Annotated in this window: 13 protein-coding genes and 1 rRNA gene; 10 read left to right on the forward strand and 4 right to left on the reverse strand. The window is 41.6% G+C overall.

Features of this window, described 5'->3' with window-relative positions; all coding sequences use genetic code 11:
- Positions 1 to 11: 11 nt before the first annotated feature.
- Positions 12 to 2,195, reverse strand: coding sequence for a S9 family peptidase (locus G9Q97_RS21905; RefSeq protein ID WP_166150917.1), 2,184 nt, complete (start codon positions 2,193 to 2,195; stop codon positions 12 to 14).
- Between the two features lie 144 nt (positions 2,196 to 2,339).
- A complete protein-coding gene (locus tag G9Q97_RS21910) occupies positions 2,340 to 3,569 on the reverse strand; it encodes a PHP domain-containing protein (protein WP_222852059.1) in 1,230 nt (409 codons plus the stop codon).
- 141 nt (positions 3,570 to 3,710) lie between these two features.
- On the opposite strand from G9Q97_RS21910, the gene G9Q97_RS21915 reads away from it, so the two are divergent.
- The 4 genes from G9Q97_RS21915 to G9Q97_RS21930 all read left to right on the forward strand — a co-directional run bounded on the left by G9Q97_RS21915 (position 3,711) and on the right by G9Q97_RS21930 (position 8,417).
- A complete protein-coding gene (locus G9Q97_RS21915; RefSeq protein ID WP_166150919.1) occupies positions 3,711 to 4,157 on the forward strand; it encodes a PA2169 family four-helix-bundle protein in 447 nt (148 codons plus the stop codon).
- 120 nt (positions 4,158 to 4,277) lie between these two features.
- Positions 4,278 to 5,615: a M16 family metallopeptidase gene (locus G9Q97_RS21920; protein WP_166150921.1), complete on the forward strand. Its 1,338-nt coding sequence runs from the start codon at positions 4,278 to 4,280 to the stop codon at positions 5,613 to 5,615.
- 18 nt (positions 5,616 to 5,633) lie between these two features.
- A complete protein-coding gene (locus tag G9Q97_RS21925) occupies positions 5,634 to 7,682 on the forward strand; it encodes a M16 family metallopeptidase (protein WP_166150923.1) in 2,049 nt (682 codons plus the stop codon).
- Positions 7,683 to 7,700: 18 nt separating this feature from the next.
- Positions 7,701 to 8,417 (forward strand): peptidase, M16 family protein, encoded by a 717-nt coding sequence (locus G9Q97_RS21930; protein ID WP_166150925.1) that lies wholly within the window; start codon positions 7,701 to 7,703, stop codon positions 8,415 to 8,417.
- Positions 8,418 to 8,452: 35 nt separating this feature from the next.
- Here G9Q97_RS21930 and G9Q97_RS21935 read toward each other — a convergent pair whose 3' ends face one another.
- Positions 8,453 to 8,896, reverse strand: coding sequence for a DoxX family protein (locus G9Q97_RS21935; RefSeq protein WP_166150927.1), 444 nt, complete (start codon positions 8,894 to 8,896; stop codon positions 8,453 to 8,455).
- A 71-nt stretch (positions 8,897 to 8,967) separates the two neighbouring features.
- On the reverse strand, positions 8,968 to 10,614 hold the full coding sequence (locus G9Q97_RS21940; protein ID WP_166150929.1) for a M61 family metallopeptidase: 1,647 nt from the start codon (positions 10,612 to 10,614) through the stop codon (positions 8,968 to 8,970).
- 115 nt (positions 10,615 to 10,729) lie between these two features.
- Between G9Q97_RS21940 and rpmH the strand changes: the two genes are divergently transcribed.
- The 6 genes from rpmH to G9Q97_RS21970 all read left to right on the forward strand — a co-directional run.
- Positions 10,730 to 10,888, forward strand: a complete 159-nt coding sequence (gene rpmH, locus G9Q97_RS21945) for a 50S ribosomal protein L34 (RefSeq protein ID WP_092170336.1) — start codon at positions 10,730 to 10,732, stop codon at positions 10,886 to 10,888.
- Between the two features lie 43 nt (positions 10,889 to 10,931).
- Positions 10,932 to 11,315 (forward strand): ribonuclease P protein component, encoded by a 384-nt coding sequence (rnpA, locus tag G9Q97_RS21950; RefSeq protein WP_166150931.1) that lies wholly within the window; start codon positions 10,932 to 10,934, stop codon positions 11,313 to 11,315.
- Entirely contained in the window at positions 11,308 to 12,972 is a 1,665-nt protein-coding gene (locus G9Q97_RS21955; RefSeq protein WP_166150933.1) for a S41 family peptidase, read from the forward strand. Before rnpA ends, G9Q97_RS21955 begins: the two co-directional genes overlap by 8 nt.
- A 22-nt stretch (positions 12,973 to 12,994) precedes the next feature.
- On the forward strand, positions 12,995 to 13,684 hold the full coding sequence (gene tsaB, locus G9Q97_RS21960) for a tRNA (adenosine(37)-N6)-threonylcarbamoyltransferase complex dimerization subunit type 1 TsaB (protein WP_166150935.1): 690 nt from the start codon (positions 12,995 to 12,997) through the stop codon (positions 13,682 to 13,684).
- Positions 13,681 to 14,205 (forward strand): DUF2480 family protein, encoded by a 525-nt coding sequence (locus G9Q97_RS21965; RefSeq protein ID WP_166150937.1) that lies wholly within the window; start codon positions 13,681 to 13,683, stop codon positions 14,203 to 14,205. Before tsaB ends, G9Q97_RS21965 begins: the two co-directional genes overlap by 4 nt.
- Positions 14,206 to 14,628: 423 nt before the next feature.
- Positions 14,629 to 14,689: ribosomal RNA gene (locus tag G9Q97_RS21970) — 16S ribosomal RNA — on the forward strand; the annotation flags it as partial.

The raw sequence follows: 14,689 nt of genomic DNA on the forward strand, positions 1-14,689 counted from the left end.
GTTATCTTGTATTACAAATTTTCCTTTATGAACGCTGTCATCATTTGATACAGGTGCCAGCTTGTATTTCCCCCACTAATACCATGGCTGCGGTTAGGGTAATAAAAAGTGTCAAATTGTTTATTCGCAGCAACCAATGCGTCTACCAAGTCTACCGAATTCTGAAAATGGACATTATCATCTCCGGTACCGTGGATGAGTAGAAAATTCCCATTCAATTTGTTCACATGATTGATCGGACTGAAATTGTCATAACCCGCAGGATTTAACTGAGGGGTTTGCAGGTATCTTTCGGTGTATATGGTGTCATAATAACGCCATGTGGTAACAGGCGCCACAGCTATTGCCATTTTAAAAGTTTCATTTCCTACCATCAAGGCCAATGAAGACATATATCCACCATAAGACCAACCCCAGATGCCAATCCTTTCTTTGTCGACAAAAGGCATGGTGGCCAGGTGTTGGGCGGCAGCGATTTGATCCTGCGTTTCCAGATTTCCCAATTGACCATAGGTACTGTGCTTAAATGCTTTTCCCCTTCCACCTGTGCCCCTGTTGTCCACACAAGCGACGACATAACCTTCAGCGGCCAGGTGTTGGTGCCACCAGTCCCGGGTACTGCCCCATGCGTTCATTACATTCTGAGAACCCGGTCCCCCGTAGACATAAAGCAATAAGGGATAGGTTTTGGAGGGGTCGAATGCCGGAGGCTTTATCATATAACCATTCAGGGAAATACCATCCGGAACCTGAAAGGAAAAAAAAGTTTTTGGGTTAAAGTGATAAGAAAGCATTTTTTCCTGAAGATCCTGGTTGTCTTCCAATAGTTTTATCTGTTTTCCTTTATTGTCATATAGGCCTATTTGAAGGGGCTTGTTTGCATTGCTGTAGGCATCAATGAAAAACCGGTGGTCCGGACTCATATTAATGTTGTGGGTACCATTCTCAGGACGGAGCAAATTTTTTCTTTTTCCGTTCAGGGTAACGGAATAAAAATGGCGTTCCATAGGAGATTGTTCGGTCGAAACAAAGTATACTACTTCCTCTGATGCATCTACCCCTATCATTGAAGTTACTTCCCAATTCCCTTTGGTTATTTGCCTGATCTGCTCGCCTGCCAGGTCGTGATGGTAAATGTGTTTGTAACCGTCCTTTTCTGAAGTGGTAATGAATCCCCTTTCTTTTGGCAGAAAAATAAAGTTGTCATTGTAATTCAAGTCTACATAGGTGGCGGATTTTTCTGATAAGATCAATTTGGAGTTGCCGGTATCCACCTCGGAAAATAAAATGTCCTTTTGGTTTTGAAGCCGATTTAATCGGATGATAGCCAAAATTTCACTGTCATCTTTCCAATACATTCTGGGAAGGTAAATGTCCGTTTCTTTGCCCGTATCCATGGTTTTGGTTTGAGTCGTTTTAAGATCATATACCTTTATGTTTACCTCCGCATTTTTTTCTCCTGCCTTGGGATATTTATAATGATAATCTTCGGGATACAATTTCCCCCATTTTTGCATGTTGAACTCAGGAACCTGCCTTTCATCAAATCGGATGTAGGCAAGCTTTTCCCCGTCAGGAGACCATTCAAAAGCTTTTGCCATCGAAAATTCCTCCTCATAAACCCAATCGGCGGCTCCATTGATAATGGCATTTTTTTGACCGTCCATTGTGACCTGCACTTTCTCCCCAGATTGCAGGTCCTCATAGAATAAATTATTCCCTTTGACAAAGGCTACTTTTTTATTATCAGGAGAAAGGCTGGCATAGGAAATTTTTTCTCCATTTTCCAATTGTCGAAGCTTACCTGTTTTCAGATCCAACAGGTGATAGGTGGCCTTGCTTGACCTGCGGTAAATGGAAATTACCTCTGATGCGAGAAGGGCCATGCTTTCTTCCGGATTAAAGGCGTACTCTGTAAAATTCAATCCAATTTCGCGGCCATCAATCAATACGGCTGTTTCTTCACCGGTAGCCAGCTTTATTTTTACCACCTGGGAATGGCCGTCCACCAATCTGAGGGAGCTGTAATATTGACCGTCCCGCATCCAGTTGATGCCCTGAACCGTTTGTGGAAGGAAGGTTTGCTTTTTGATTACATCCTCCAGGCTTATTTTTTTACCCTCCTGTGCAAAAAGAAATTGTGGGATGAGAAAAGCCAGGAGGAAAAGGGCCCCAATTTTAGAATAATGATGCATGTATCGTTTTATTTGTGGGTATTAATGCCAAAATTCCAGGATTAAATGAAAGGATCAATTGATTGTCGTTAATTGTCCGGATTTGGCATTCATTATATTTTTAAACAGCCTGCCCATTGAATTTTGGACTGTAAGACGAAACTTTTATTCCGGTTGCACAGGTTGCGTCCAGGCAAGCTGGTTGGTCATGTTTTCTACAGGATTGGGCTGGGGTTCGGAAGAGGTGATTTTGCAGCGGACAAAAAGCATGTCCTGGCCTACCTCAAATTCAGCTGAATTACCTTGAACAGTTTTTAAAACCCTGGTTTCTTTTTCTCCTTTTTCACAACCTATAAATTCCAGGGTATAGTTTACGCCTTCTTTGGCCTGGGCCACCACCTGTAAGGTATTGTTGGTGTAGTTAAGCGTTTCCAGGGCTACTCCCGTTGATGCATAAAAATCTCCCTGCTCAAGGGCATGGATCAGGGAAGCCGGGGAAAGGGTATCCGTTTGGACCATCACCCAGCCTCTGCCAGCATTGGCCAGTTTGCTGGATTGTTCATGATAGCTATGGCTATCGTCAGTAGCCAGTCCAAAAAGAAGGGGTTGTTTCTTTTCCAGGTAGGCGATGTTTATGAAATCCCACATTTCCTCATATCCAATCCGGGTCGAATCCCCCAGGTTATTGACGGAAGGATGTCCGTTGTACACTTCAAAAAACCTTTCTCCCTTCAGCCGTATCATGTCCTCAAGGGTAATGGCCCATCTGAAATTGGGGTGATTGATATGAACCATCATGGGCTTTCCTGAAACTTTCCGCTGCTCCAGGACAGCATTGATATTATTTTGTAATACTTCTACCACACTTCCACCCTCTCTGGGTTGAATCAATTTATCCAGGTTGGTGGCATTTAGGTGCAGGGGTTTGCCCTCATAGCCGGCTGAAATCTCCTCTGCCGGCAACATGATAAATCGTTCTGCTTCGTGGTACAGCGGTGCGTATTCATCAAACGTCTTCAATTTCACCTTAAGGTCTTCGCCTTCTTCTTCATAAACTACCCATTCCTCACCATAGGCTGCCAGGTAATCCTGAAAAGCCGTTCGATACAGGCTATCCTTTCTGATGTTGACCCATTTTTCTCCCTCCTGAAAAATATTGTGGTCGGATAGAGCCACAAAATGGTAGCCTTTTTCTTTGTACCATTGCATGATCACTTCCGGAAATTCATCCCCATCACTCCAATAAGAATGGGTATGCAGGTTACCTTTATACCAGTTTTGCTTTTCGGCCTCCTGCACATTACCGGATGAACAGCTAAATATAAATAAGACAATTAGTAAATTAGCACTTCGCCTGCCGATTTCGGCAACAATGGTTTTGAATAATGGAAGCATTAGAAATCAGGTTGATTTAAGGGGTGAATATATCGAAACCCCGGGTAATATCAAATCTGAAAGAAAGCTATTGCCTGTGCGGATAGGTAGGATGAAAGCATTTTGGTATATTTAACCCTTCAAGCATACTTAAATTTATCTATGGCCATCCAACAAAAACTGATCAAATACCTGAACGAAATACTCAAACATACCCATGATGGGATCAAAGGATATAAAGATGCCGCAAGGAATATTGAAGAGGGATCCCCTAAAGACTTTTTCATAGAGCGGGCAAAAGAAAAGATAGTGTTGAGGGATGCCCTCAATGAAGAAATCTACCGATTGGAAGGAAAACCCCTTGAAGAGGGAAGTTTCCTGAATTTGTTTCAAAGATCCTGGAAAAATTTTAAAACCTCGCTGGACCACGACAACCAAAAGGAAATTGCAAAATACTGCCTGGAAGCTGAAAAGAAAGCGACCAGGGAGTTTGATATTTTATTGAGAAATCCAGAACTGGTTTCAGAGACTTTTTACTCCTTGCTGGAACAGCAAAACGAGAAAAACCTTGCTGCCATAAAAGCGTTATTAGAGAGGATCAAGCCCTGAGGACTGATGTTTATTGGCATAAAATTAGCTCTTAACGAAAATATTAACCGATAAACTTTTAAATTAAGGGTCAAATAAAATAGGAAATCCATTAACGACAAAACATTTAAATAACTGTCTATGAAAAAACATATTATTTGGCTTATTGGTGTGTTTTTTTATCACACTATTGCTTTAGGTCAGACCAATATAGATTTCAGGGAATTTTCCCTGGATAATGGTCTTCATGTAATCATGCATAAGGACAATAAGACACCTATTGTAGTAACATCCGTGATGTACCATGTGGGATCTAAAAACGAGGATCCGGAAAGGACCGGTTTTGCGCATTTTTTTGAACACCTGCTTTTTGAGGGCTCTGAAAATATTGAGAGGGGACAATATACCGATCTGGTTGAAGGTAATGGAGGTGCATTGAATGCATTTACCAGCAATGACATTACCTATTATTACGAATTAATGCCTTCCAATTACCTGGAATTGGCACTATATCTGGAAAGTGAGCGCATGCTTCATGCTAAAATTGATGAGGTGGGTTTGGAGACACAGCGAGAAGTGGTAAAGGAAGAGAAAAGGCAGCGTTATGACAACCAGCCTTATGGTACCATACTTCCTGAAACATTGGAAAGAGCCTATACCAAACATCCTTACCAATGGGCACCAATAGGATCTTTGGAACACCTGAATGCCGCAAGTCTTGACGAGTTCATGCAATTTTACAACGATTTTTATGTGCCAAACAACGCCATCCTAACAATTGCAGGAGATATTGATTACGATCAAACAGAAGCCTGGGTAAAAAAATATTTTTCTGAAGTACCGAGGGGTGAAGAGGAAATATACAGGCCGGATGTAAAGGAGCCCAGGAAGACCGAGGAAATCAGAGATGTCATCTATGACAATATTCAGATACCCGCCATCATTCAGGCGTACAATTTACCGCCCAAAAATCACCCTGATGCCTATGCGATGGAAATGCTGTCAACCTACCTCACTGGGGGTAAGTCTTCCTTGATGACCAAAGAGCTTGTTGATAAACAACAAAAAGCCCTGGTGATTGCGGCCATTCCGCTGGATCTGGAAGATGGGGGGATTTTTATCATGTATGGTATAGCCAATATGGGCGTTGAACCCGAGGATCTTGAGCATGAAGTGGATTTGTTGATACAGAAAGTTCAGGAAGAAGGCATTTCGGATCAGGATTTCCAAAAACTCCAGAACATTATTGAAAATGATTTGGTCAGTAAAAATTCTTCTATTGAAGGGATTGCCCAGAATCTGGCTGAATCCAAATTGTTTTATGGAGACACCGGTTATATCAACAGGGAATTGGAAAAATTCAGGGAAGTCAGTAAAGGTGACATTCAACGTGTGGCCAGGGAGTATTTAACTTTAGATGGCCGGGTAGTTCTCTATTATTTGCCAAAATCACAGCAGACCGCCGCAAGCCAGGATTAAACCAAAAAGCCGAGAAAAATGAAAAATCGATATTTAACTCTTTTCGCCTGCTTATTTGTTTTTCAACTGCAGGCTCAGGTTGATCGCAGTGTTTTGCCCAAACCGGGACCTGCGCCCACCATTGAATTTACCGACCCTGCTACTTTTACCCTGGAAAATGGGTTAAAAGTTTTTGTGGTACCCAATGACAAACTGCCCAGGGTTTCCTTTTACATGATATTGGACCGGGACCCTCTTTTTGAAGGAGAGAAGGCTGGTCTTACGAGTTTTGTAGGGGATTTGATGATGGCGGGCACCGAATCCAAAACCAAGGATGAACTGGATGAAGCAGTAGATTTTATTGGAGCTTCCCTCAGTGCCAGTTCCACTTCTATTTCTGCTTCTTCCTTGAAAAAGCATCAGGAAAAGGCATTGGAATTAATGACAGATGTTTTGTACCATCCTGTTTTTCCTCAGGAAGAGCTGGATAAACTTAAAAAACAATCCCTGACCAACCTTGCTGCTTCAAAGGATGATCCGGATTACCTGGCGAGTGTGGTTTCGGGAGCACTTGTTTACGGAACCGACCACCCCTATGGGGAACCCCTGACTGAGGAAACGGTAGAGAATGTGACAGTTGAAGATGTAAAGGGCTATTATAATACATTTTTCAAACCAAACATCGCCTATCTGGCCATAGTAGGAGACATTGACGAAGAGGAGGCCCGGAATCTGGTGGACAAGTATTTTGTCTCCTGGGAAAAGGCCGATGTTCCTGAGTTTGACTACCCAACCCCTACACCTCCTTCTGAAAACCAGGTAGCTTTACACGATCGTTCCTCCGCAGTTCAATCTGTTATAAATATAGCATACCCTGTGGAAATGCACCTTCCCAATGATGATTACATGGCCACAAGGGTACTGAACTTTATATTGGGGGAAGGGTTCAATTCCAGATTAAACGGAAATCTTAGGGAAACAAAAGGCTATACCTACGGGGCCAGGTCAAGTTTTGGATCGGATAAGTTGATTGCCCGTTTTTCTGCCAACACCTCCGTTAGGAATGCCGTTACCGACTCCTCCGTGTATGAAATGTTGTACGAAATCCGGAATCTGGCAGAAAATGGTATCACTGAGGAGGAGCTTGAAATGGCAAAAGCCAATTTAAGTGGGAGGTTTGGTCGATCTCTTGAAAATCCCAATAATATTGCTTCTTTCGCCATTAATATTGCGAGATATGGACTTTCTAAAGATTATTACAGTAGCTACCTGCAGCGGCTGGATGCCCTTACCGTTGAAGACATCAATGAGGTAGCCAAAAAGTACATGATGCCAGAGAACTTGTACATAACCGTGGTTGGTAATGGGGCAGAGATTAAGGAAGGTTTGTCCCGGTTTGGGGAAGTCAGGCTATACGATGAAACCGGAAAAGAAGTTCAGGAAATTGAATTGTCCGATGCAGATAAAACGGCCTCTTCAGTCATAGATGATTACCTGGCGGCCATTGGAGGGAAAGAATCTGCAGAAAATATAAAATCGGCCAAAGTGGAAATGTCAGCAGAAGTACAAGGCACCAAATTGGACATGGTTGCCCTTCATGACATGGAGGGACAGCGAATGATCCAAAAGGTACTGATGATGGGCAATGAGGCTTCCAAAACAATCCTTAAGGATGGTGAAGCCACCGTAAGTGGAATGGGGCAGTCGCAAACCCTTACTGATGAACAATATGAAGATTTGAAAATGGCCTCCTTATGGCTGATACCAGAATTGTATTATGAAACAATGGGCTACACCATATCTTTAGATGGTGCAACAGAAATTGAAGGGCAACCTGCTTACAAAGTGGTGATTTCAAACCCCACTGGTGGCAAAGTGACAAACTACTACAGTATGGGTAGTGGACTTAAGCTCAGAAGTGAAAATCAGATTTCAGGAGAGACTACTTATAAGGATTATCAGGAATTCGAAGGGGTAAAGATACCTGTTTCAATGGCTATTAAAAGTCCGATGATTCCTGTGCCGCTAAATTCCAAAGTGAATAATATAGAAATAAATGTATCTTTGTCCGATCAGGATTTTGAATAATTTTAAAAGGATTTTGTAGTGGTTAGACTTGTTTTTCTACTCCTTTCCGGAGTAATGCTTCTCTTTGTAAATGGTAAATGGGTTAAGGATGAAGCGGTAAAACCTTCTCTGGGAAAAACTCCCGGAGAAGTGATAGAGGCTTATGTGCAAGCGATTGGTGGGGCCGACAAAATCAATCAAATTAAAACACTTGTGTTGGTAATGGAAGCTACGGTTCAGGGTATGGAGGTGGAAATGAGTACCATTCGCGACATGGAGCAGATGCGGATGATGCAACAAATCGTGATGGAAGGGAATGTGGTTCAGAAAACTGTAGTAAAAGGCAATGAGGGGTATATGAGTGCCATGGGCCAGGTTCAAAATTTAACAACAGATCAACTGGAAACCCTGAAAACCAATATTTTTGCTTTCCCGGAATTACATTATGAGCGAATGGGTTTTACCATGACCATGGGAGAAAACGAAGAAATCAATGGAGAAGAAGCTTATACTTTGCTCTTAAACAATGGAGAAGGTATGAAGAGCAAGGAATTTTTTAGTGTTGCAACCGGGCTGAAATTAAAAATGGAGACAGATATTGCCGGAGATGTGGAATTTATGGATTACCAAGAGATCGAAGGCATTCTTTTTCCCATGAAAATCAATATTTCAAATCCCATGATTCCAGTCCCACTGGAAACAAGAGTGATCGATATTCAAATCAACCAGGCCCTGGATGATTCGATGTTTGAATAAAAACTTAGATCGGCCAATTTAGCCGATCTAAGTTTTTAAGCGTTTTTGTGATTTTCCATGTATTCATCTACAGAAAATTTACCTGATCCGAAAATCAAAAAAACCAACAGAAGCACCAAGACAGTAAGGGAAACCCAAAACTCCCCGCTATTGGTCACTGAAAGAAAACGGGAGTCCATGTTAGCAAAGAATACCGCTCCTATCAATATGGGAACCTGTACTACTACTGCCCATCTTGTAAGCAGCCCCATAGCTATCAAAATTCCGCCTACCAGATGAGCAAAGGCAACATAATGCGCAAGGGCCATGTGAAAGAATCCTATATCCATTTCCCGGATAAGGTTCATCAGTTCATCAGTATTGGAGATGAACATGATCCCCTTGTATAGGATAAATAAACCCAAAGCAATCCGGATGAAATCTATCCACCTGGGATGATGCCTGTCTGCCCAATGTTCGATTTGATGTATTGTATCCATAGCCTGATATAATTGGTTTACAGCTGTTTATACGCATATAGATAAGTTTTGTTTGGACAGGAGCCTATTGCTTAACTATCTATGAATTGGCTGAATGCTGCTGATTGTCCTGTTAGGACAAGTTTGTAATCCATATAAAAGCTTGTTTCATCAGAAGTGGGAAGGAAGGTGACATTTTCCTTCTTCCATCGTTCAAAAGTCACATGGAGGCCATTTTCTTTAATTTGATAGGATATAATGCGGTCACCAGTCATCAGGTGATGATAGGCCAATGATTTGGGATGAATTTTCAGGATCTGACCTTTTTTATTGATTTTCAGGCCAAATTCGCTTTCCATTTTATTTTCTTTCGGAATTTGCTTCATTTCCAGACCAATAGCCGGGAGTAGCGATACTAGGGTGGGCAGCAGGTCTTCTTTACCAAAGACGAACCGGTCAAAAAAGGAGGATATTACTTCAGGATGTTGGGCAAAGGAGACGACAATGGCTTTAAAATCCTTTAAAGTGTATCCTTTATGCGAAGTGCCAAAATTGGTCCACATTGCTTTCATTACCTCATGCATTCGGTGACCACCTTTCATTAAGATCAGGTCCAGGGCCAATGTCAGCAACGCTCCATGCGTGTAAATGCTTACCTTCTTATCCGGAACACCTGCCTTATAACCGTCAAGCCAGAGGTCCCAACTGGATTCCGTTATGGATTGATTTTCCCATCCCAGGTTTTCAAAACCCCTTTCAAAAAGTTTTTCCAATGATTCCAAATATTCTGAAATACTGAAATAGCCGGATTTCAGCAAGTAATAATCCCCCATAAAAGTAGTCACGCCTTCAGCTACCATTCCTTCGGAAAGATAGGCCTCCTTTGAAAAATCATAGGGCTGTATGGCCTTGGGTCTTATCCTGCATACATTCCAAAAATGATACAATTCATGGCTGCAGACTCCTATGAGTCGGTCCATACCAGATTTTTGACCCATTGCTTCATCCGGTCCTATGGTAATGACCGTTGAATACTGGTGTTCTACTCCATGGTAATGGGGAAATGGGAGTAAATGAATTAAAAAATGATAATTTTCTGCTGGAAACTCTCCAAAATCAGCGATTTGTTTTTCTGTGAATTTTTCAAATTGGTTTAAAAGAATATCCCAATCAAAATAGATCTTCCCGGATATCCAAAGGTGAAATGTACTGTCCTTGACGGTATAAGAGCGATGCTGCAAATCGGCTGAAGCGATCAGGGGGCTGTCCACCAATTCCTGGAAATTTTGGGCCAACAAAAGATGTTTTTGTGGTTGGGGTAAAGCACATGCCAATAGGTATTCCTCGGGCAGGTCCATTTTCACTTCAATGGATTCGGCTTCACGTCCTTCAATTTCGAAAGCAAGATTGATAAAATTGACATAAACCTGTTCAGCATCTGTCCAGCTTCCCCCTGCATCCATTTGTGCAGCATGGTAGCTGTAGCTTACTTTGTAGATTCCTTTTTCTTGAGCCTGGAAATCCCAAAGGTCTTTGGTTCTTTTATGGCAAAGGACCTGGCCTTCAGGCCCGGTGACGTTTAAATTTTTAAGGAATTGTGCATAGTTGGCGATTTCGTAACGCCCGGGCCTCCAGCTTGGTAGTTGTAATGCCAGGTTTTCTCCTTTTTCACAGTTGAGTTCAAGTTGGATATTTAGGAGTTGTGAGGCAGGATTTGGTACGGAAAGTGAGTATATCATTGCAAGTAAAGCTAGGTTCTAAACAAAAGTAAGCCACTGATTTGTAAATAAAAAAATCCTACCTATCTTTGCACTCCTTTAAAAATCAGAGTCAACTCATTAAAATATAGCAATAATGAAAAGAACCTTTCAACCCTCCAGAAGGAAAAGAAGAAACAAGCATGGTTTCAGAGAGAGAATGTCCACTGCAAATGGCAGGAGAGTACTTAAAGCCAGAAGAGCAAAAGGCAGACATAAATTATCGGTATCTTCAGAGAAGACCCTTAAGAAGTAATGTTTTTTACTATCTTTAAGAGATAGCTATTTAATGCGATTTTATGGATTGTAAATTTTCAAAACAGGAAAGATTACATTCTAAAAAGTTAATCAAGGAACTTTTTGACAAAGGTTCCTCTTTTTTTTTATATCCCTTTAAGGTTATTTACTTTGAGCCAGGTGAGTTACCCAATCATCAGTTTTTGGTTTCTGTTTCAAAAAAGAGGTTTAAGAAAGCCGTCGATAGAAATTATATCAAGAGAAGGGTAAAAGAAGCCTACCGTCAAAATAAATTTTTGTTGAAGGAAGCAGATACAGATAATCCCAGGAAACTTATAGCACTGGTTTACGTTTCTCAGGATTTGATGGGTTTCCATGATATTGAGTCAAAGGTCATCAGAGTCCTTAAAAAAATTCCGCAGATTAAATCTAAAAAAAATGCATAAATTGGTTCAAAACAAGGTATTCCTGGGTATTTTGGCCCTATTGGGGACAGCAGTAATACTTCTTTCCTTTCAACCGAAGAATGATAAGCTTTTCAGTATTGCCAAGAACCTTGACATTTTTGCTTCCTTGGTGAGAGAATTGGACTCTTATTATGTGGATGAAATAGACCCGGATGATCTTGTCACGGTAGGGATCAATGCGATGTTGGCAGAATTGGATCCCTACACAGAATATATTCCTGAGGAGGAATCCGATGATTTCAGGATGATGACCACAGGGGAGTACGGCGGAGTAGGCGCTTTAATTGGAAACAGAACAGGCATCAATATGATATTGATGCCCTATAAAGGCTTCCCTGCTCAGGAATCTGGCCTTCGGGTTGCTGATGAATTGCTAAAAGTGGATGGAGTAGACGTAGTTGAAAAAAACACTTCGGAGATATCTGAATTATTGAAAGGTCCTGCCAACACAGAGGTGGAAGTAATTGTAAAACGTGGTGAAGAGACGCTTTCTTTCAACCTTACAAGGAAAAAGATTGTTATCAGCAACGTTCCTTATCATGGGATGGTAGACGAGGAGACAGGATATATCAAACTGACAGATTTTACTACCAATGCATCAAAAGATGTGGGTATCGCATTGCAGGATTTAAAGAATGCAGGGGCAAAAAAGATAATTTTGGATGTAAGGGATAATCCCGGAGGGATTCTCAATGAGGCAGTGGACATCGTAAATCTTTTCATTCCCAAAGGCAGAGAAGTGGTCAAAACGATAGGGAAGCTTGAAAATGTCAATGCAGAGTATAAAACCAGATTCTCCCCAATGGATAAAGATATCCCCCTTGTGGTAATGATCAATGAAAGAAGTGCTTCCGCTTCAGAAATTGTCGCAGGTGCATTGCAGGATTATGACCGTGCAGTACTGGTAGGAAGGAAATCTTTTGGTAAGGGTCTGGTCCAAAGCACCATCCCATTATCCTACAATTCCCAGGTTAAACTTACAACTGCCAAATATTACATTCCCAGTGGGCGCTGTATTCAAGCCATTGATTACAGTACTAAAGATGAGGATGGCATTGGGAGTTACGTAGCGGATTCACTGAGAAAGGAGTTCAAAACCAAGAATGGAAGAACTGTTTTTGACGGGGCGGGAATTGAGCCGGACATAGAAGTGGATTCACGTTCCTTTGCCCCCATTACCTATAGTCTGGTTACCCGGAGTTTGATTTTCAATTTTGCCAGCGAGTTTTCCCTGAAACATGATTCCATACCTGATCCCAGAAAATTTGAAGTCAGTGATGAGTTGTACGGTCAATTTGTGGAATGGCTTCAGGATAAAGAATACGATTATACCACTCGTGTTGAAAAGACCATAGAAGACCTGGAAAAGTATGCCGAGCGTGAGAAGTATTTTGAGGATATAAAAGATGAATTGGCCTCCTTAAAAATAAGTGTCAGCCACAGCAAGGAGCAGGACCTGATTACGTTTAAAGATGAAATCAAGAATGCTTTGAAGGATGAGATTGTTTCCAGGTACTATTATCAGGGAGGCATTATCGCAGCTTCCCTGGACGACGATCCTGAACTACTTCAGGCAATGGAAATATTGGAAGATACAAACCACTATGATCTGACCTTGTCTTCTAAAAAGGACTAATGTCAAATTATTCGGTATAATTATGTGTAAAATTCTATCCATAGAAACGTCCATTGCTGTTTGTTCCATTGCCATACATGACAATGGTCAACTTTTGGCTTTGATGGAATTGTTTCAGGACAATGTCCATGGTAGCAAACTAGTGCCCAGCATCAAGTCTCTGATGGACCAATCCGGATTGGGTTTGAAAGATCTTGGTGCAATTGCGGTATCACAAGGTCCGGGATCCTATACCGGCTTGAGAATAGGTGTAGCTACAGCAAAAGGTCTTGCCTTTGCACATGACCTGCCCTTAATCGCTGTGGACAGCCTCGATGCACTTGGCCGGCAACTTGCTCACCAGGTTGAGGAAAATTCTTGTATTGTTCCTATGATAGATGCCAGGAGGATGGAAGTTTACAGGAAGATTTTGGATCATACCGGGGAAACTTTGGTTGACCTGCAGCCAGAGGTTTTGGATGAGCATGCCTTTCAGGAATATTTGTCACGGAGCAAGGTTTACTTTTTAGGAAATGCGAATGCAAAAACCAGATCTGTGATCAGTTCTTCAAATGCTGTTTTTGTGGACAAACTCAATTCGGCAAGCAGTGTGGGGGAAATTGCCTTTCAAAAATACAAGCTGGGTTTGTCAGCAGATATTGCGTATTTCGAGCCGAACTACTTGAAGGAGTTTATGGTTCTTAAGTCAAAGAAAAATCCATTGTTATCATGAATGAGAATGATATTGTAAACCGGGTAGCCAACAGCCCGATAGTTACCATAGACCTGGAAAACTTTTACCAGAAAGGAGAGCGTGTGCAGTTTGATCTTGCCCCCTTTCTTTATCAGGGCCTGGTGGTTAAAGAATTGGATTTTCGACAAAGTATGAAAGAACTGGATTGGTCGGTATATTCCGGCAAATTGGTTGCGGTACATTGTTCGGCAGATGCGATTATCCCTACCTGGGCGCTGATGCTTGCGGTAGTTAACCTCCAGGAAGTGGCTAAAGATGTGGTTATCGGGGATTTGAAGGAGTTGGAGATTCATTTAATGGCGGGTGCTTTAAAAAACCTGGATGTAGAGGGTTTGAGGGACCGGCCGGTGGTGATCAAGGGCTGCAGCAAATTGCCTGTACCGGATTACGCCTACGGTGAAGTGATACGCCTAATTTTGCCGGTTGTGAAGAACATCATGTTTGGTGAGCCATGTAGCACGGTACCGGTTTACAAGCGGCCAAGAGAAAAGAAGATTTAAAAAAGAAATGCGCCTGTTCTTGAGTATTTTACAGGCTTTTTTTAAATAAAAAACCCCACTTTTTTGGGGAATTCCCAAAAGAGGTCTATGTTTGCAATCCCATTTGAGAAAAGCCTGAATGGAAAAGTGAAAAAGCTGCTATTTTTGCGTTTTCAATAGAAAAAGTAAAACCAGATTTTACAGAAACTTTTCTCTATTAAATTTGAAAATTCAAAATTTTAAAACGACATTTGCATTCCTGTTTGGGACATGTTCGTAATAATGACTGAATGATTTTCAGCAATTGGGCAAAAAGTTGCCCGCTAAGTTCTTTGAAGTAGTGTAAGACAGAAAAATTTAAAATCTGACGATTCGATTCAATTCGATCTGGAAAATACAGTGGAAGATCATTGCTTTGGCGATGGTTGACCACACACAAACTTTACAATGGAGAGTTTGATCCTGGCTCAGGATGAACGCTAGCGGCAGGCCTAATACATGCAAG

Origin of the sequence: Cyclobacterium plantarum (assembly GCF_011290685.1) — a bacterium.
In the GTDB taxonomy this organism is placed as follows: Bacteria; Bacteroidota; Bacteroidia; order Cytophagales; family Cyclobacteriaceae; genus Cyclobacterium; species Cyclobacterium plantarum.